Consider the following 17,662-nt stretch of genomic DNA (forward strand, 5'->3'; position numbering starts at 1 on the left):
CCCCCCCCCCCCCCCCTGTGGCCGGGGGGCGGGCGGGGGGGGGGGCGCCCCCGCCCCCCCCCCCCCCCCCCCCCGCGGCAGCGCGAAACGGAGCACGAATTGGGCGCGCAGTCACCGGTCCTCGAGATGACCGGGATTAGAAAAGTCTTTCCCGGCGTCGTCGCTCTCGACGGCGTCGATTTCCGCCTGTTCCCCGGCGAGATCCACGCTCTGATGGGCGAGAACGGCGCCGGCAAGTCAACCCTGATCAAGGTGCTGACCGGCGTCTACGAGATCGACGGCGGCGACATCAAGCTCGCCGGCGAGCCGGTGCGGATCTCCGGACCGCTGCAGGCCCAGCAGGTCGGGGTCAGCACGGTCTATCAGGAGGTCAACCTCTGCACCAACCTGTCGGTGGCGGAGAACATCTTCATCGGGCGCGAGCCGCGCCGGTTCGGCCGGATCCAGTGGGGCGTGATGCGGCGGCGTGCCGCGGAACTGCTCGGCCGCCTCGATCTGAACCTCGACGTGTCGGCGCCGCTGAGCACCTACTCGCTCGCGATTCAGCAGATGGTCGCGATCGCGCGCGCGGTCGACGTCTCGGCCCGCGTTCTCATCCTGGACGAGCCCACCTCCAGTCTGGACTCCTCCGAGGTCGAGCAGCTGTTCGCGGTCATGCGCCGGCTCAAGGCCGACGGGGTGGCGATCCTGTTCGTCTCGCACTTCCTGGACCAGATCTACGAGGTCTCGGACCGGCTGACGGTGCTGCGCAACGGCCAGCTCATCGGGGAGTACCGCACGGCCGAACTGCCGCAGGTGCAACTCGTCGAGAAGATGATCGGCAAGGAGCTCGCCGCGCTGGAGGACCTGGAGGACAAGGCGCAGCGGACCCGGGAGAAGGCCGCCGAGGCCAAGCCGGTCATCGAGGCCAGGGGACTCGGGCGGACCGGCGCGATCGCACCGTACGACCTGACCATCCACGAGGGTGAGGTGGTCGGGCTGGCCGGGCTGCTCGGCTCCGGGCGTACCGAACTGGCCCGGCTTCTCTTCGGCGCCGACAAGGCGGACGAGGGTGAGCTGCGCGTCGCCGGCAAACCGGTCAATCTGCGCAGCCCGCAGCTGGCGATGAAGCGTGGCATCGCCTTCTCCTCGGAGAACCGCCGCACCGAGGGCATCATCGGCGACCTGAGCGTCCGGGAGAACATCATCCTGGCGTTGCAGGCATCCCGGGGCTGGACCCGGCCGATCCCGCGCAAGCGGCAGGACGAGATCGTCGAGAAGTACATCAAGGCGCTTCAGATCCGGCCGGCCGACCCGGAGCGCCCGGTCCGCAACCTCAGCGGCGGCAACCAGCAGAAGGTGCTGCTCGCCCGCTGGCTGATCACCGAGCCGAAACTGCTCATCATCGACGAGCCGACCCGCGGCATCGACGTCGGCGCCAAGGCGGAGATCCAGAAGCTGGTCGCCGAGCTGTCCGACGGCGGCATGGCGGTGCTGTTCGTCAGCGCCGAGCTGGAGGAGGTCCTCCGGCTCAGTCACAAGATCGAGGTGCTGCGGGACCGGCGGCTGGTCGAGGAGCTGGAGAACACCTCCGACGTCGACGCGGACCGCATCATGCGGACGATTGCCAGTGGAGCAACCTCATGACCGCCATCCTGAAGAACCGGTTGTTCTGGCCCGCCGCCATTCTGGTGGTGCTGCTGGTCGTCAACATGTTCACCTCCAACCAGTTCGTCACCGTCCGGGACGGTCACCTCTTCGGCACCTTCATCGACATCCTCCGCGGCAGCGCGCCGCTGGTCCTGGTCGCGCTCGGCATGACGCTGGTCATCGCCACCGGCGGCATCGACCTGTCGGTGGGCTCGGTGATGGCGATCTCCGGTGCTGTCGCCTGTCTGCTGATCAGCGACCTGGGCAATCAGAACAGCGTGGGGTCGGTGTTGCTGATCATCGGCATCGCGATCCTGGTGTCGCTGGTGCTGGGCCTGTGGAACGGCGCTCTGGTCGCGGTGATCGGCATCCAGCCCATCATCGCCACGCTGATCCTCATGGTGGCCGGCCGCGGTATCGCCCAGCTGATCACCGACGGTCAGATCATCAACGTCCAGTCCGGACCGTACGCGACGATCGCCTCGGGCTTCTTCCTCGCGCTGCCGGTGGCGTTCCTGATCGCCGCCGCCGCGGTCGCGTTGATCACCCTGCTGACCCGGCGTACCGCGCTGGGCCTGCTGCTGGAGTCGGTCGGCGGCAGCCCGACCGCGAGCCGGCTGGCCGGCATCGGCGCCCGGCGGATCACGATCATGGTGTACGTCGTCTCCGGCGGGTTCGCCGGTCTGGCCGGCCTGATCTACAGCGCCAACATCAAGAGCGCCGACAGCATCTCGGCCGGCAACCTGATCGAGCTCGACGCCATCCTCGCCGTGGTGATCGGCGGTACCGCGCTGATCGGTGGCCGGTTCTCCATCGCCGGCACGGTCCTCGGCGCGATCCTCATCCAGACCCTGGGCGTCACCGTGGTCGCGGTCGGTGTTCCGGCCAAGGCCACGCTGCTGTTCAAGGCCATCGTGGTGGTCGCGCTCTGTCTGTCCCAGTCCCCGACCTTCCGGCAGAAGGTGTTCGGGCGCTTCAAGCCGCGTCCCGCCGTCCGAGCGGAGGTTCCCGCGTGACCACCATCGACGTCACTCCGGAGACCGGCAAGAAGCCCGAGTCACCGGCCAACCCACGCCGCCGGGTCTACCGGCCGAACACCAAGTACATCCCGATTCTCGCCACCCTCGCCCTGCTGGTGATCATGTACACCAGCGGCGTCGTGAACTACGAGAACTTCGGGCAGCCGAGCGTCCTGGTCAACCTGTTCCGCGACAACGCGGTCCTGCTGGTGGTCGCGGTCGGCATGACCTTCGTGATCCTGACCGGCGGCATCGACCTGTCGGTGGGCGCGGTCATCTCGATGACCACCACGCTGACCGCGACGCTGCTGCAGGGCGGCTGGCCGCCGCTGGTCGTACTGGTTCTGGTGCTGCTGCTCGGCTCGCTGCTCGGCGCCGGTCAGGGCGCGGTGATCCACTACTTCAAGGTGGAGCCGTTCATCGCCACCCTGGCCGGCCTGTTCCTGGCCCGGGGCATCGCGCTGTTCATCAACCAGAGCTCGATCCCGATCCGGGACGAGACGTGGAAAGCGATCTCGGAGTACCGGATCGAGATCGCCGACGGGGTCGTCACCAAGCCGATCGCCATCGTGGCGCTGGCCGCGGTGCTGATCGCCGCCGCGGTGCTGGCCTGGACGCGGTTCGGCCGCAACGTCTACGCGATCGGCGGCAACGCCGACTCGGCGCTGCTGATGGGCCTGCCGGTCGGCCGGACCCGGATCGCCGTCTACACCCTGAGCGGTTTCTGCGCGGCCCTCGGCGGCGTGCTGTTCAGCATCAACTCCACCTCCGGCTGGGCCTTGCAGGGCAACGGCCTGGAGCTGGACGCGATCGCCGCGTGCGTCATCGGTGGCGTCCTGCTGACCGGCGGCTCGGGTTACGTGTTCGGCACCCTGCTCGGCGTGATGGTCACCGGTCTGATCCAGACGATCATCATCTTCCAGGGTGACCTGAACTCGGCCTGGACCCGGATCATCGTCGGCGTCCTGCTCTTCGCGTTCATCGTCATGCAGCGGCTTGTCACCAGAAAGGTGAAGCAATGAGCAACGGGGAAGTCTGGTTCCTCACCGGCAGCCAGGGACTTTACGGCCCGGAGACCCTGGAGCAGGTCGCTTCGCAGTCCCAGGAGATCGCCCGCGCCCTGGACGGTCAGCTGGACGCCGACGTGGTCTGGCAGCCGGTGCTGACCACGGCGGAGCAGATCCTGGACGTCTGCCGGCGGGCCTCCTCGACCCCCGGCGTGCTCGGTGTGATCACCTGGATGCACACGTTCTCCCCGGCCAAGATGTGGATCGCCGGGCTGGACGCGCTGCGCGCCCCGCTGCTGCACCTGCACACCCAGCACAACGTGGCGCTGCCGTGGGAGTCCATCGACATGGACTTCATGAACCTCAACCAGGCCGCGCACGGCGACCGGGAGTTCGGGTTCATCGAGAGCCGGCTCGGCGTACCCCGCAAGACGGTGGCCGGGCACGTCAGCAACCCGGCAGTGGTCGCCCGGATCTCCACCTGGGTGAAGGCCGCCCGCGGCTATGCCGCGATGCGCGGCCTGAAGCTGGCCCGCTTCGGTGACAACATGCGCGACGTCGCGGTCACCGAGGGTGACAAGGTCGAGGCGCAGCTGCGCTTCGGTGTCTCGGTCAACACGTACGGCGTGAACGACCTCGTCGCGGTCGTGGACCAGGTGCTGGACACGGAGATCGACAAGCTGGTCGCGGAGTACCAGGACACCTATGAGGTGGTCCCGGAGCTGCTCGGCGAGCGGAACGACTCACTGCGCTACGCGGCCCGCATCGAGCTGGGCCTGCGGCAGTTCCTCACCGAGGGCGGGTTCCGGGCGTTCACCACCAACTTCGAGGACCTGGGCGGGCTGCGCCAGCTGCCCGGCCTGGCCGTGCAGCGGCTGATGGCCGACGGGTACGGCTTCGGTGGCGAGGGCGACTGGAAGACGTCGGTGCTGGTGCACACGCTCAAGGCGATGGCACCGGGCGGGGCAACGTCCTTCATGGAGGACTACACCTATGACCTGACGCCGGGCAACGAGGTCATCCTCGGCGCGCACATGCTCGAGGTGTGCCCGACCATCGCCGCCGGCACCCCGCGGCTCGAGATCCACCCGCTCGGGATCGGCGGCCGCGAGGACCCGGTCCGGATGGTCTTCGACGCCGCGCCCGGCCCCGCCGTCGTGCTCGGTCTGGCCGACCTGGGCGAGCGGTTCCGGCTGGTCGCCAACGAGATCGAGGTGGTACCGCCGACCGAGCCGCTGCCCAAGCTCCCGGTCGCCCGGGCGGTGTGGAAGCCGGCGCCGTCGCTGTCCACGTCGGCGGAGTGCTGGCTGACCGCCGGCGGCCCGCACCACACCGTGCTCTCCTCGGCGGTGGGCGCGGAGGAACTGGCGGATCTCGCCGAGATGGCCGGCACCGAGCTGCTGGTGATCGACCAGGCGACCACGACCCGGTCCTTCGTCAAGGAAGTGCGGTGGAACCAGGCCTACCACCGCCTGGCGCGCGGCTTCGGCCGCTAGAAAACCCCAGTGGGGTACGCGTGAGGGCCGTCCCGCCGAACCGGGACAGTCCCGCCGTGCCACGCGATCTCGCTGCCTGGTCCCGGCCCCGGCGCGGCCGCCGGGACCGGCAGCGGGACAGCCTCAGGCGGCCTCGACGATGACGTAGTCGAGGTCGCCGGCGTAGTAGTCGCAGCCGACCTCGACCTGGTCGCAGTCCATCTTGCCGCCGATGGAGACCGGCCAGGTGTTGGCGATCGGGCCGGTCCAGCCGGCCCGGGAGTCGACCTGCTGCCCGTCGATCAGTAGAACCACGCCGCCCCGGAGGCGGGCGCACTTGACCACGTGCCAGTAGCCGTCGTTGATCCGGTTCGGGGCGACCAGCTCGATGGTGCCCGCCGAGCCCCGGAACATGCAGTCCACCCGGCCGTTGGGAATCTGCAGCTTGAAGCTGCCGCCGGCGACGGTGGCCTGGCCCTTCTGGATGATGTTGCCGAACTTGCCGGTGGTGCGCAGCCGCAGCGTCACCGCGAAGTCCCGGCTCTCCGGGTTGAGGGCCGCGTGGTGCGGTACGACGACCAGGTGGCCCGGACGAGCCGGCGGGGTGTCCGGTTCGAGGCGCTCGAAGCGGTAGCCGCCGTCGGCCTCGGCGGACATCCCGGTGCCGACCTCGTCACCGATGCGGCCGTGCATCCCGTGGCCGCTGCTGTCCAGCATGCGGGTGGCACCTCTGGGCTCGTTCATCCCCCAGACCGCGACCTCGTAGGGCGAGACGACGGTGGCGCCGGCCGGCACCGTCCCGCCGGTCATGAGGACGGTCAGGGCGGCGGTCAGCAGGACCAGTGAACGGCGGCATCCCATGGCGCGTCCTCAAGGGGTGTGGGGTTAGAACGTATCGAGCCTAATGGGGTTCATGTACTTTTTGTCCCCGATCGCCAAAACGGCTCCGCAGCGTAGGCATCCGGTCACCGAAGCTCTCTCGCAAACGCCCGGTTCGGCTTGGTAGCATCCGCCGATCATGGTCAGCGCCCCGGCCGGGAATTCCGGGGCGGCGCCGGTCGCCACCGGCGCTTTCGCAAGGCTGACCAGCAGAGAAGGATCGTGTCGAAGTGCTGCTCAATGGGACGAACGGTGAGACCTCGGAGCACGCGGTGATCGGACCCACCCCCGGCCTGCCGAACCAGGCGCTGCAGGTGCTGGCCCTCGCCCAGCGCACCGCCGAGGAGCACGTCGCTAGTGCACAGCACCACGCGGACAAGATCCGTACGGACGCCCTCGCGGCCGCCGAGCAGATCGCCCGCGACGCGCAGAACCACGCCAACAACGTGCGCCGCGAGGCGGACCGGGTGCTGGCCGAGGCTCGTGCCGCCGCCGAGCAGATCGCCCGCGACGCGCAGGCCCACGCCGAGGAGGCCCGCCGCACCGCCGAGCGGATCGTGGCGGACGCCCGGTCCCGGGCCGAGACCATCGGCGCGGACGCGGTGGCCGGCGCGGAGCAGCTGCGCCACCAGGCCCAGCAGCGCTACGACGACGTCGTCGGCAGCCTCGGTGCCAAGCGGGAGTCCCTCCAGCAGCAGATCGAGGCCCTCGAGGACTTCGACCGCGAGTACCGCAGCCGGCTCACCGCCTTCATGCAGGGCCAGCTGCGCGCCCTCTGGATGGACGCGCCGCAGGTCACCGGCGAGATCCTGGAGGAGGAGCCGATCGCCGAGGAGCTCGAGGCCGGCCCGGCGCACGCGCGGCACGCCCAGCCGGCCCGCGTGCTGGACGACGAGGACGAGCTCGACGAGGACGACGAGCCCGCCAAGAAGTAGGCGTCAGGCGTCCCGGGCCGCGTACACCCGTCGTCCGTCGACGTAGGTGAGCGCGACCCGGGTCTCGCCGATCTCGGCGGCCGGTGCGGCGAACGGGTCGCGGTCCAGCACGACCAGGTCGGCCCGGTTGCCCGGGCGCAGCGTGCCGGTGTCGTCGAGCCGGTTCACGTACGCCGACCCGGCCGTGTACGCCGTCAGCGCGGTCCCGAGATCCAGCGCCTGCTCGCCGAGGAACGCCTCGTAGCCGCCGCCGTGATGCGCCCGGTTCACCGCCACGTGGATCGCCTGCACCGGGTCGGGCGTGGTGACCGGCCAGTCGCTGCCCGCCGCCAGATGCGCACCGGCCCGCAGCAGATCGCCGAACGGGTACTGCCGCCGCACCAGCGACGGATCCAGGAACGGAATGGTCAGATCGTCCATCTGCGGTTCATGCGACGCCCAGTACGCCTGCAGGTTCGCCGTCGCACCCAGCGCCCGGAACCGCGGCACGTCGCGCGGATGCACCACCTGCAGGTGCGCCAGGTGCGGGCGGGTGTCGCGGAACCCGTTCGCCGCCCGGGCCGCCGCCACCGCGTCCAGCGCGTCCCGGACCGCCCGGTCGCCGAGCGCGTGGAAATGCGTCTGGAAGCCGAGCGCGTCCAGCTCGGTCACGTAGCCGGGCAGCGCCGCCGGGTCGATGAACGACAGCCCCCGGTTCGTGGTGGCGCACCCGCACCCGTCCCGGTACGGCTCGGTCATCGCCGCGGTGAAGTTCTCCGCCACCCCGTCCAGCATCAGCTTCACGCTGTCGCTGCGCAGCCGCCCGACCGTGAACCGGTCCCGCTTCGCGACCAGATCCGGGATCTGCTCGGCGCCGAAGTCCCGGTCCCACCACAGCGCGCCGACCACGCTCGCGGTCAGCAACCCGTCCACGGCCGCCGTCCGGTACGCGTCGGACACGTCCGGATAGCCGTTGGTCCCGCACATCATGGCGTCCTGCCAGGCCGTCACTCCGAGCGAGTGCAGCAGCTCCTGCGCCCGGAGCAGCCCGGCCAGCCGTTCGCCCGGGGTCACCTCCGGCAGCAGCGCCGCGACCAGCTGCATGGCCCCTTCCTGGAGCCCGCCGGCCGGGCTGCCGTCGGGCGCCCGGTCGATCCGGCCGTCCGCCGGATCGGTGGTTTCCGCGGTGATCCCGGCCATCGACAGGGCCCGGCTGTTCACCCAGGCGCCGTGATGATCCCGGTTGATCAGGTAGACCGGCCGGTCGGGAACGACCCGGTCCAGCAGCTCACGATCCGGTACGCCACCCGGGAAGCTCTCCATGGACCAGCCGCCGCCCGCGATCCACTCGGACTCGGGGTGCCGGTCCGCGTACTGCCTGACCCGCCGCAGGTACTCGTCCGGATCGGTGGTGCCGGACAGATCGCACTGATTGAGCTCGACCCCGCCCATCACCGCGTGCACGTGGGCGTCCTGGAACCCCGGGAGCAGCAGCCGGCCGCCCAGGTCGACGGTCTCGGTGCCGGGGCCGGCCAGGTCGCGTACCTCGTCGGTGCCCACGGCGAGGATCCGGCCGTCGCGGACGGCGAGCGTGGTGGCGTGCCCGCGTGCCGGGTCGGCGGTGAACACCGGCCCGCCGGTGAAGATCAGGTCAGCATGCTTCATGGTCATAGCCTGCCCGATCGGGCTTCGGCCCGGCATCGGCGCCGGGCCACGTCGAAAGGTCATCTTTGGCCCGGGTCGGCGGCGCAACTATGGTGGGCGGATGGCGTCGACCTCTGTCGATCTAGAACGCGACGAGAACGACGGCTTCTGCGCGGCCCTGGAGGTCGCCCTGGCCGCGCAGGCCGGTGCCGAGCGGGTCCCGGCCCAGCGTGACGCCGGTCTTGGCGAGCGGATCCAGCGCGACGCGATCGTCCGGCTGCGTGCCGGTGCCACCGCCAACCCGGGCCTGCTGGCGCTGCTGGCCGCCGCCCGGTACGCGCCGGTGCCGCCCGGTGGTCAGGAGGATGACGTGGTGCGGCGCGCGCTCGCCGTACCGGATCTGCTCTGCCTGCACGCGCCGCCGGGCGTGGCCCGGACGGTCACCGTCCTGGAGATCGTGCGAGCCGCCGCGGAGCGCGGCGAGCGGGTGCTGGTCACCGCGCCCACCTCGGCGGCGCTCGACGTCCTGGCGGCCCGGCTGCCGACCGAGCCGACCGTGGTCCGTACCGATCAGCGCCGCAACGGGCACGGCACGCCGTCGGCCGAGCTGACCGTGGTCCGTACCGATCAGCGCGGCAACGGGCATGGCACGCTGGCGGACGCGGCGGCCGAGACGCAGCGCCGGATCCTGGCCCGCACGCAGGCCGCCGCGCACGGTCTCGAACCCTGGCTGGGCGACCCCGCGCCGGCGACCGGCTGGCTGCGGCGGCTGACCACCGCGCTCGACGAGGCGGCGCAGGCGCGTGAGCAGGCCGACCAGGCGATCGCCGAGCGCGACGCCACCGCCGCCGCGGCCCGGGACCGGCTCGGCGGGGCGATCCGTGAGGAGCGGCGGGCGGTCGAGGTGGCCGAACGTGGCGTCACGCTCGCGGCCGAGTCGGTGGACCGGCTCGGCGACGCGCTGCGCCGGGCCGAGAGTTACCGGTTCGGCCGGTGGCGGGCCGAGCGGCTGCGCGGGCGGCTGGCCCAGGCCGTCCCGGCGGCGGCCGCCGCGCGGATGGCGCTGCGGCGGGCCCGGGAGGAGTACGCGGACCGCGAGTCCGGCCTGGAGAAAGAGGTGGAGCAGGACGGCGCGGTACGGGCGGCGGCCGACCGGGCGGCCTTCGCGGACCTGGCCGCGCACCGCGCCCTCGAGTCCGCCGAGCGTGCGGCCCACCAGCTGACCCGGCTGCTCGCCGCGGTGCTCCCGGCGCCGGAGTGGACCGCCGACGCCGCCGGGCTCACCGCCTTCGCCGGCCGCTGCCGGGAGCTGGAGCCGGTGCTGCGCGGCCGGGCCGTCCTGATCCGCGAGTGGCGGCAGCGGGCCGCCCGGCCCAGCCGGCAGCTGTACCACGAGTTGCTGCGGTACGCGGACGTGGTGGCCGCGACCTGCCTGGACGTCGGCCGCCCGGAGTACGGCGAGCTCGAGTTCGACCTGGTCGTGATCGAGGACGCCGGCCGGGTTCCGGTGCCGGCCGCGCTCGTGCCGCTGGTCCGGTCCCGCCGGGCGATCCTGGCCGGCGCGGTCAGCCACCGGGGTGCGCCCGCCGGCAGCGTCCTCGACCTGCTCGACGCCCGCGCGCCCGAGGCCAACCGGATCCGTCTCCGATGACCCTCCCGCTGCGGGAGGTGGCCCGGCGGGTGGACGCCCTGCCCGGTGTCCGACCGCGCCGGATCGTCCCGCTGCTGCTGCCGATGTGGGCCGCCGAGGTCACCGCGACCGTACGCGAGAACCACCCCTACGACGTCCTGGACCGTTACCTGTCCCGGGCGATCGCCGAGGGCGGCCTGTCGGACACCGCCGGGCTGGCCGGCTTCCTCGGCGTGGAGCCCGCCCTGGTGTCCCGGGCGGTGCGCTTCCTCGCCGGGATCGGGCATCTGCGGCGCGACGGTGACACGGTGACGCTGACCGAGCTTGGCCGGCAGTCGGTCGCCGAGGGGCGGCGTTACCAGCTCGCCCACGGCCGCCGGCTGTTGCTGCGGTTCGACGGGTTCGCCGGTGCGCCGGTGCCGTACGCCTGCGTGACCGGCTCCATCTGGTTGAGCGAACCGGAGCTGACCCTGCCCGACGGCACCCGGTTCCGGCCGGTTCCCGGCGCCGCCGCGCTGCCGGAGTCCGCCGTCGCCGAGCTGCTGAGCCGCCCGGACGTCGCCGACTTCACCGGCCCGGTGGTGCCGGTGGCGGTGGAGCAGACCGGTATCCGCCCGGACTGGCTGCCGGTGTACCTGGTCGAGTGCGAGGACGAGCCGCTGGTCTTCGGCGCGGCGATGGACGGGCCGGATCCGTACCTCGCCGGGTTTATCCCTTTCGTGGAGGGGAAACCTCTCTAAGGTGTGGGGACCGCCACGGTCCCTGACGGACCAGGTTGGTCCAGTACGGTCTACGGTGGTCCTATGCCGCGCCCGACAAAGCAGCAGATCGACGACGAGATCCTGGACGCCGCCGCGAGCCTGTTCGCCCGGCACGGGTTCAAGGAGACGTCGGTGCAGCGCATCGCCGACACGGTCGGCTATTCGAAGACCGGCCTGCTGCACCGCTTCCCCACCAAGGAGGCGCTGCAGGAGGCGGTCATCACGCGCTGCGTGGGCCAGATCCGCGACACCGCCGCCGGGGTGGCGGACCTGCCGACCGGTCCGGAGCGGGACCGCGCCGTGATCACCGCCGTGGCGCGGCTCGCGCTCGCCCAGCGCGGTGTCGTCGCGCTCCTGCTCTCCTCCCTGCTCAGCGAGCCGGAGAGCGAGATGGGCACAGCATTGCAGGCAGTCGGGCAGGCAGTCGCGGAGGCCTTCGGCGACGACTTCCTCGGCGACCAGACCCGCGCCGTGCGGGTCACCGGGGCGCTCGGCGCGCTGGCCGTCGCCAGCGTCGCGCTCCGCGACCACTTCACCTCCGACGTGATGACCACCCTCGTCGAGGTCGGCTACGACGCGCTCGGGCACCGAGCCTAGGTTCCACACCAAACCGAAGGATTCCCGCACATGGCAACGTTGTTGCACCGTCTCGGGCTGGCGTCCGCACGGCACCGGATCGCCGTCACCATCGCGTGGCTGGTGGCCCTGGTCGCCGTCGGCGCCGGCGCGGTCACCCTCTCCGGCACCACGGCCAACACCTTCAGCATTCCCGGCCAGGAGTCGACCACCGCGCTCGACCTGATGACGGAGAAGTTCGGCGCGGCCTCGGCGGGCGCCACCGTCCAGGTGGTCTTCGAGGCGCCGGACGGCCAGAAGATCACCGACCCGCAGAACGCGGCGACGGTCGCCCAGACCGTGGCGTCCCTCGGCAAGCTTCCCGGCGTGGTCTCGGCGAGCAACCCGCTGGACCCGGCGGCGCCGACCGTCTCCCGGGATCAGGGGGCCGCGTACAGCACGGTGACCTACGGGGTGCAGCCCTCCGAGGTGACCGACGACGAGCGGGCCGCGCTCATCAGCGCGCTCGACCCGCCCCGGGCCGCGCTGCTCACCGTCGAGGCCCGGGGTGAGGCGCTCAGCAACCCCGCGGACATCGGCGGTGCCTCCGAGATCCTCGGTGTGGTGGTCGCGCTGATCGTGCTGGCCCTCACGTACGGTTCGCTGGTCGCCGCCGGGATGAACCTGCTGACCGCGATCGTCGGCGTCGGCATCGGCGCGGCCGGCATCGTCACCCTCACCGGCTTCGTCGACCTCCAGTCCACCACCCCGATCCTCGCGGTGATGCTGGGCCTCGCGGTCGGCATCGACTACGCGCTGTTCATCGTCACCCGGCACCGGCACGAACTGCGCCGCGGCCTCCCGGTCGAGGCGGCCGCCGCGATGGCCGTCGGCACCGCCGGCGCGGCCGTGGTCACCGCCGGCCTCACCGTGGTGATCGCGCTCGCCGGCCTCTCCGTCGTCGGCATCCCGTTCCTCAGCGAGATGGGTATCGCCGCGGCCGCCACCATCGTCATCGCGGTGCTGATCGCGATCACCCTGGTGCCGGCCATCCTGGGCTTCATCGGAGCCCGGGCCCTGCCGCGCAAGCTGCGTGGCGTACCGGCCGGCGAGGAGATCCCGGCCGGCAGCGGCTTCATCCAGGGCTGGGCGGCCATGGTCACCCGGCAGCGCTGGCTCAGCCTGATCGTGGCGGTCGCCGCGCTCGCGGTCATCGCCATCCCGTTCTTCTCGATGAAGACCACCCTCAACCAGCGGCCGGCCGAGGGCAGCACCCAGTACTGGGCCCAGCAGATCATCGACACCCGGTTCGGTCCCGGCGTGAGCAGCCCGCTGCTGATCCTGGTCGACGGGCCGGACGCGGTCTCCTACGCCGGCGAGGTGCAGAAGCAGGTCGCCGCCCTGCCCGACGTCGCCCTGGCCACCCCGGCCCAGCCGAGCCAGGACGGTACCGCCGCGCTGATCACGATCATCCCGGCGTCCGGTCCCGAGGACCAGAAGACCGTCGACCTGGTGCACAACATCCGCGACACGGTCGCCGACACCAGCGGCGCCGAGGTCTACGTCACCGGCAACACTGCGGTCAGCATCGACGTGTCGCAGAAGCTCAACGACGCGCTCCCGGTCTATCTCGCCCTGGTCGTCGGGCTCGCGTTCGTCCTGCTCGTGCTGGTCTTCCGGTCGATCCTGGTGCCGGTCGTCGGCGTACTCGGCTTCCTGCTCACCATCGGCGCGGCCTTCGGCGCCACGGTCGCGGTCTTCCAGTGGGGCTGGGCCGCCGACGCGGTGAACGCCGGCTCCACCGGCCCGATCCTCAGCCTCGCGCCGATCATCATCGTCGGCATCCTGTTCGGCCTCGCCATGGACTACCAGGTCTTCCTGGTCTCCCGCATGCACGAGGCACACGCCCACGGCGCCGCACCGCGCGACGCGATCACGACCGGCTTCCGCCAGGCCGCCCCGGTGGTCATCGCGGCCGCCACCATCATGTTCGCGGTCTTCGCCGCGTTCGTCCCGGAAGGCAACGACACCATCAAGCCGATCGCCTTCGCTCTCGCGGTAGGCATCGCCTTCGACGCCTTCATCGTCCGCATGATCGCCGTCCCGGCCGCCCTGGCCCTGCTCGGCCGCGCGGCCTGGTGGCTCCCGGCCTGGCTCCGCTGGCTCCCGGAGCTGGACGTGGAGGGTGCCGCCCTCGAACGCAGGCCCCCCACCATCGACCCGCCGAAGGCCTCAGCCCCCGCCACCGCCTAACCCATCCCGCCACCGCCTGACCATCCCGGCGCCGTCCCTTCAGGACGGCGCCGGCCCCTTTTCGGTACGAGTCCGGCCGTCCCGCCGAATTCCACCCGTCCCCGACCTCCCGCGCGACCTCCGCAAACCGCCCGGCCCCAGCGCGCCCGCCGGGCCCAGGCAGGCGGCCGCGGCAGCTACGGCCGGCGGGGCCGAGCCGTCGCTGGCGCACGTTTCGAGGTGTGGTGGGTGCGTGGGCTACGGCTGGCGGGCCGTCGCTTGCGCACCTTATGGAGGAGCGGGTGGGGCGTTGTGCTCGCCGGAACCGGGGGGCCGGGCACGCACTCGCGGCCGGGTTCGGCTGGCGTGCGGGTGCCGGATCGGGTTTGGGGCGGGGCCGCTGGGGGTGTGCCTTGGCCGGCGGTCGCGTTGGGGGCGGGAGTGGGCAGGTGGCCGCGTGGCAGGGCGGGACTGCCGTTGATTCGGCGGGACGGTGGATTACGCGTACCGGAAAAGGTGCCGGCCCGGTGGGATGCCGGGCCGGCGGGGAAGTGATCAGCTGGAGCGGTGTCTGGCTATGGGGTCCGGCGGAGGCCGGGGCGGTGTCTGGTCATGGGGTCCAGCGGAGGCTGGGGTTGACGTTGCCGGTCCAGTCGAAGGTGGCCATGTTGTCCCAGCCGTCGCCGGTGTCGTTGATGTTGGCCGGGTCCCAGCCGTTGCCCTTGATGGCGTACCAGGTGGGTTCCCAGTAGAAGACGCCGATGGCGCCGGCGTTGCGGGCGGTGTTCTGCACCCAGCTGAACTGCTGGGCCTGGCCGGCCCAGGTGGACGGGATGTTGTCGCAGAGGACCGTGCCGGGGATGGAGTTTCTCTCGCTGTCGGCGTCGGCGCTGGTGAACTGGTAGGCGGTCTCCGCTATGACGACCGGCTTGCCGTAGCGGGTGCGCATGTCGGTGATGACGTTGTAGAGATTGGCCAGCGTGCCGTGCCACATGCAGTAGTAGGAGAGCGCGGTGATGTCCCACTGCACGCCGGCGGCCCGGATGCCGTCGTAGAACCAGCGGGCGTTGGTGAGACTGTCGGAGTTCGCGGTGTGGATCATGACCTGGGTGGAGCCGTTGCACGCCTTGGTGGCGTTGTAGCCCTGTTTGAGCAGGGACGCGAGCGGGGCGAAGTTGCTGTTCACGACCTGGCCGCGGGGCCAGAGCATGCCGACGTTGATCTCGTTGCCGATCTGCACGCTGTCGGGGGTGGTGCCCTGCGCCTTGAGTGCGGTGCAGACGTCGTAGGTGTAGTTGTAGACGTCGGTCTGCAACTGGGTGAGGCTGTGCGAGGCCCAGGCGGCGGGCGGGTACTGCTTGCCGGGGTCGGCCCAGGTGTCCGAGTAGTGGAAGTCGATCAGGAGCTTGAGGCCCTTGGCCTTGATCGCCTTCGCCTGCTGGAGGACCTTCGCCTTGTTGTTGTAGCCGCTGGCCGGGTTGTTCCAGACGCGCAACCGCATGTAGTTGGCGCCCGCGCCCTTGAGGATGTCGTAGGGGTCGGTGGCGGTGCCGTTGCGGTAGTACCGGGCGCCGAGGTCGAGGCTGCGCTGGAGCGACGACACATCGGCGCCGAGCATGGTCAGCGGCGCGGCTTGAGCGGGGGAGGGCGTGAAGGCCAGCACGGCCGCAGCAATCAGAAATATCCGGAAAATGCGCATCATCGCTCCCAGCGGATGTACGGGTTGACCCGCCCCGAGTCGTCAAAGGTCGCCATGTTCTCCCAGGCGTTCCCGGACGTCTCGATGTCCTCGGTGTCCCAGCCGTTCCCGTCGATGGCGGTCCAGGTGGGCTCCCAGTAGAAGGCGCCGAGCGCACCGGCCTCGCGGGCCACGTCCTGAACCGCCTCGAACTGCCGCGCCTGCCCCTGCCGGGTCGCCGGGATCCCGTCGCACGGTGCCGGGGACAGGATGATGTTCTCCAGGTGGTCGAAGTTCTCGGTGGTCCACGGGTACGCCGTCTCCGCGATCACCACCGGCTTGCCGTACCTGTCCCGGGCGTCGGTGAGGACCGTGCGCAGGTTGTCCAGGCTGCCGTGCCACATGCAGTAGTAGGACAGCGCGGTGATGTCCCACTTCACGCCCTGCGCGGTGATCCCGTCGTAGAACCAGTGCGCCGCGTCGATGTTGCCGGCCAGCGCGGTGTGGATCATGACCTGGGTGGACCGGTGGCACGCCTTCGTCGCGTCGTAGCCGGCCTTGAGCAGGCCCGCCAGCGGCCCGAAGTCGCTGTTGTCGACCCGGCCCACCGGCCACAGCATGCCGACGTTGATCTCGTTGCCGATCTGCACGCTGTCCGGGGTGGTGCCCTGCCGCTTCAGGCTGGTGCAGACGTCGTAGGTGTAGTCGTAGACGTCCTTCTGGAGTTGCGCGAGGTCATGTCCCGCCCAGGCGGACGGGATGAACTGCTTGCCCGGGTCGGCCCAGGTGTCCGAGTAGTGGAAGTCGATGAGCAGCTTGTGGCCGGCCGCCTTGATCGCCCTGGCCTGGCGGAGGACCTGTGCCTTGTTGCTGTAGCCGCTGGCCGGGTCGTTCCAGATGCGCAGGCGCATGTAGTTGGCGCCGGCCTTCTTGAGGATGTCGTAGGGGTTGTCGCGCTTGCCGCGGAAGTCGTAGAACTTCGCGCCGAGTTCGAGAGCGCGCGGCAGCGTCGAGACGTCGGCGCCGCGCATGGTCAGGCCGGGTTGATGGGCGTGGGCGGGGGTCGGGGAGAGGGTCACCGCGAGGACCGCGGCGACGAGGGCGGCGAGTTTCATTACGCTCCTTTGTGGATTAAAAGGACGGAATGAGGTCGGGAACCGGCCTCGATCGAGGGGGAGAGCGAGGCCGGCCCGGGGGGCCCGAGAAGGACTCAGGCTGGGGAGGAAGAGCGGATCACCAGGCTGGTGGGCACGGTGATGGAGAGCGGGGTACGCCCGGCGATGACGTCGACGAGGAGGCGGACCATCTCCTCGCTGATGCGTTCCAGCGGATGCCGCACGGTGGTGAGCGGCGGTTCGGTGGTGGCCGCCAGACCCGAGTCGTCGAAGCCGACGACCCGCACGTCACCGGGTACGTCCCGGCCGGCCTCGCGGAGCACCGGCAGCGTGGCGGCGGCCATCGCGTCGGAGGCGGCGAAGACCGCGTCCACCTCCGGCACCCGGTCGAGCAGCGCGCGCATGCCGGCCGCGCCGCTCTGCCGGCTCCAGTCGCCGTGCACGATGTACGCCGGGTCGGCCGTGATCCCGGCCGCGGCCAGCGCGTCGGTGTAGCCGCGCAGCCGGTACACCCCGCCGAAGGTGTCCTGCGGCCCGGTGATCGTGGCGATCCGCCGCCGGCCGGCCGCGAGCAGATGCTCCACCGCCGAGCGCGCGCCACCCCAGTCGTCGGCCGACACCGAACTGATCTTGTCCTCGAAGCCCAGCACCTGGCCGCAGGCGACGATCGGCACCTGGGCCTGCACCAGTTGCTTGAGCAGCGGGTCACCGGAGTGCGGGGAGACCAGCAGTACGCCGTCGACGTGCCCGCCGTTGAGGAACGCGATGGTCCGGCTGCGCTCCTCCGGCGTCGACGCGATCATCAGGATCAGCGTCAGCTCCCGGTCGGAGAGCGCCTGTGCCACCCCGCGCAGCAGCACCGAGAAGTTCGGGTCCTCGAAGAGCAGGTGCTGCGGCTCGGTGAGCAGGAAGGCGATCGACCCGGAGCGGCCGGTGGCGAGCGACCGGGCGTGCTGGTTGGTGGTGTACCCGGTCCGGGAGATGGCGTCGCGGACCGCGCGGACCGCTTCCGGGCTGACCCAGTCGCGCCCGTTCAGGACCCGCGACACGGTCGCGTAGGACACCCCGGCCTCGCGAGCGACGTCGCGGATGGTCGGGCGTTTCCGGGACACGTTCGGGATCAT

General features: G+C 71.2%; 14 protein-coding genes. 9 read left to right on the forward strand and 5 right to left on the reverse strand.

Features of this window, described 5'->3' with window-relative positions; translation table 11 throughout:
- The first annotated feature begins 99 nt into the window (after positions 1–99).
- The 4 genes from I4J89_RS15345 to araA are packed head-to-tail and all read left to right on the forward strand — an operon-like array spanning position 100 to position 5,151.
- On the forward strand, positions 100–1,626 hold the full coding sequence (locus tag I4J89_RS15345; RefSeq protein ID WP_196414624.1) for a sugar ABC transporter ATP-binding protein: 1,527 nt from the start codon (positions 100–102) through the stop codon (positions 1,624–1,626).
- On the forward strand, positions 1,623–2,645 hold the full coding sequence (locus tag I4J89_RS15350; RefSeq protein ID WP_196414625.1) for an ABC transporter permease: 1,023 nt from the start codon (positions 1,623–1,625) through the stop codon (positions 2,643–2,645). Before I4J89_RS15345 ends, I4J89_RS15350 begins: the two co-directional genes overlap by 4 nt.
- Positions 2,642–3,670, forward strand: coding sequence for a galactofuranose ABC transporter, permease protein YjfF (yjfF, locus tag I4J89_RS15355; RefSeq protein WP_196414626.1), 1,029 nt, complete (start codon positions 2,642–2,644; stop codon positions 3,668–3,670). The genes I4J89_RS15350 and yjfF overlap by 4 nt, the downstream gene beginning before the upstream one ends.
- Complete coding sequence (gene araA, locus I4J89_RS15360; protein WP_196414627.1) at positions 3,667–5,151, forward strand: L-arabinose isomerase; 1,485 nt, start codon at positions 3,667–3,669, stop codon at positions 5,149–5,151. The genes yjfF and araA overlap by 4 nt, the downstream gene beginning before the upstream one ends.
- A 123-nt stretch (positions 5,152–5,274) precedes the next feature.
- On the opposite strand, the gene I4J89_RS15365 is transcribed toward araA, so the two are convergent.
- Entirely contained in the window at positions 5,275–5,991 is a 717-nt protein-coding gene (locus I4J89_RS15365; RefSeq protein WP_196414628.1) for a laminin G domain-containing protein, read from the reverse strand.
- A gap of 248 nt (positions 5,992–6,239) precedes the next feature.
- Here I4J89_RS15365 and I4J89_RS15370 point away from each other — a divergent pair, with 248 nt between their 5' ends.
- Positions 6,240–6,944, forward strand: coding sequence for a hypothetical protein (locus I4J89_RS15370; protein ID WP_196414629.1), 705 nt, complete (start codon positions 6,240–6,242; stop codon positions 6,942–6,944).
- A gap of 3 nt (positions 6,945–6,947) precedes the next feature.
- Here I4J89_RS15370 and I4J89_RS15375 read toward each other — a convergent pair whose 3' ends face one another.
- On the reverse strand, positions 6,948–8,588 hold the full coding sequence (locus I4J89_RS15375) for an amidohydrolase (protein ID WP_230858970.1): 1,641 nt from the start codon (positions 8,586–8,588) through the stop codon (positions 6,948–6,950).
- A gap of 100 nt (positions 8,589–8,688) precedes the next feature.
- Here I4J89_RS15375 and I4J89_RS15380 point away from each other — a divergent pair, with 100 nt between their 5' ends.
- The 4 genes from I4J89_RS15380 (at position 8,689) to I4J89_RS15395 (ending at position 13,766) form a co-directional block, all read left to right on the forward strand.
- Positions 8,689–10,218 (forward strand): AAA domain-containing protein, encoded by a 1,530-nt coding sequence (locus tag I4J89_RS15380; protein WP_196414631.1) that lies wholly within the window; start codon positions 8,689–8,691, stop codon positions 10,216–10,218.
- Complete coding sequence (locus I4J89_RS15385; RefSeq protein WP_196414632.1) at positions 10,215–10,937, forward strand: helix-turn-helix domain-containing protein; 723 nt, start codon at positions 10,215–10,217, stop codon at positions 10,935–10,937. Before I4J89_RS15380 ends, I4J89_RS15385 begins: the two co-directional genes overlap by 4 nt.
- A gap of 63 nt (positions 10,938–11,000) precedes the next feature.
- Complete coding sequence (locus I4J89_RS15390) at positions 11,001–11,555, forward strand: TetR/AcrR family transcriptional regulator (RefSeq protein ID WP_196414633.1); 555 nt, start codon at positions 11,001–11,003, stop codon at positions 11,553–11,555.
- A 30-nt stretch (positions 11,556–11,585) separates the two neighbouring features.
- Positions 11,586–13,766 carry an MMPL family transporter gene (locus I4J89_RS15395; RefSeq protein ID WP_196414634.1) on the forward strand — a complete coding sequence of 727 codons (2,181 nt, stop codon included), beginning with the start codon at positions 11,586–11,588 and terminating at the stop codon, positions 13,764–13,766.
- Between the two features lie 589 nt (positions 13,767–14,355).
- On the opposite strand, the gene I4J89_RS15400 is transcribed toward I4J89_RS15395, so the two are convergent.
- The 3 genes from I4J89_RS15400 to I4J89_RS15410 all read right to left on the reverse strand — a co-directional run bounded on the left by I4J89_RS15400 (position 14,356) and on the right by I4J89_RS15410 (position 17,662).
- Positions 14,356–15,447: a glycoside hydrolase family 53 protein gene (locus I4J89_RS15400; protein ID WP_196414635.1), complete on the reverse strand. Its 1,092-nt coding sequence runs from the start codon at positions 15,445–15,447 to the stop codon at positions 14,356–14,358.
- On the reverse strand, positions 15,444–16,538 hold the full coding sequence (locus I4J89_RS15405; RefSeq protein WP_196414636.1) for a glycoside hydrolase family 53 protein: 1,095 nt from the start codon (positions 16,536–16,538) through the stop codon (positions 15,444–15,446). Before I4J89_RS15405 ends, I4J89_RS15400 begins: the two co-directional genes overlap by 4 nt.
- Before the next feature lie 95 nt (positions 16,539–16,633).
- Positions 16,634–17,662: a LacI family DNA-binding transcriptional regulator gene (locus I4J89_RS15410; RefSeq protein WP_196414784.1), complete on the reverse strand. Its 1,029-nt coding sequence runs from the start codon at positions 17,660–17,662 to the stop codon at positions 16,634–16,636.

Source organism: Actinoplanes aureus, from assembly GCF_015704865.1.
Classification (GTDB): domain Bacteria; phylum Actinomycetota; class Actinomycetes; order Mycobacteriales; family Micromonosporaceae; genus Actinoplanes; species Actinoplanes aureus.

Bases quoted from the DNA above. Each gene is read 5' to 3' on its own strand.
- I4J89_RS15350 (WP_196414625.1), top strand. From the start codon at position 1,623: ATGACCGCCATCCTGAAGAACCGGTTGTTCTGGCCCGCCGCCATTCTG.
- araA (WP_196414627.1), top strand. From the start codon at position 3,667: ATGAGCAACGGGGAAGTCTGGTTCCTCACCGGCAGCCAGGGACTTTAC.
- I4J89_RS15365 (WP_196414628.1), bottom strand. From the start codon at position 5,991: ATGGGATGCCGCCGTTCACTGGTCCTGCTGACCGCCGCCCTGACCGTC.
- I4J89_RS15375 (WP_230858970.1), bottom strand. From the start codon at position 8,588: ATGAAGCATGCTGACCTGATCTTCACCGGCGGGCCGGTGTTCACCGCC.
- I4J89_RS15380 (WP_196414631.1), top strand. From the start codon at position 8,689: ATGGCGTCGACCTCTGTCGATCTAGAACGCGACGAGAACGACGGCTTC.
- I4J89_RS15385 (WP_196414632.1), top strand. From the start codon at position 10,215: ATGACCCTCCCGCTGCGGGAGGTGGCCCGGCGGGTGGACGCCCTGCCC.
- I4J89_RS15390 (WP_196414633.1), top strand. From the start codon at position 11,001: ATGCCGCGCCCGACAAAGCAGCAGATCGACGACGAGATCCTGGACGCC.
- I4J89_RS15395 (WP_196414634.1), top strand. From the start codon at position 11,586: ATGGCAACGTTGTTGCACCGTCTCGGGCTGGCGTCCGCACGGCACCGG.
- I4J89_RS15400 (WP_196414635.1), bottom strand. From the start codon at position 15,447: ATGATGCGCATTTTCCGGATATTTCTGATTGCTGCGGCCGTGCTGGCC.
- I4J89_RS15405 (WP_196414636.1), bottom strand. From the start codon at position 16,538: ATGAAACTCGCCGCCCTCGTCGCCGCGGTCCTCGCGGTGACCCTCTCC.
- I4J89_RS15410 (WP_196414784.1), bottom strand. From the start codon at position 17,662: ATGATCCCGAACGTGTCCCGGAAACGCCCGACCATCCGCGACGTCGCT.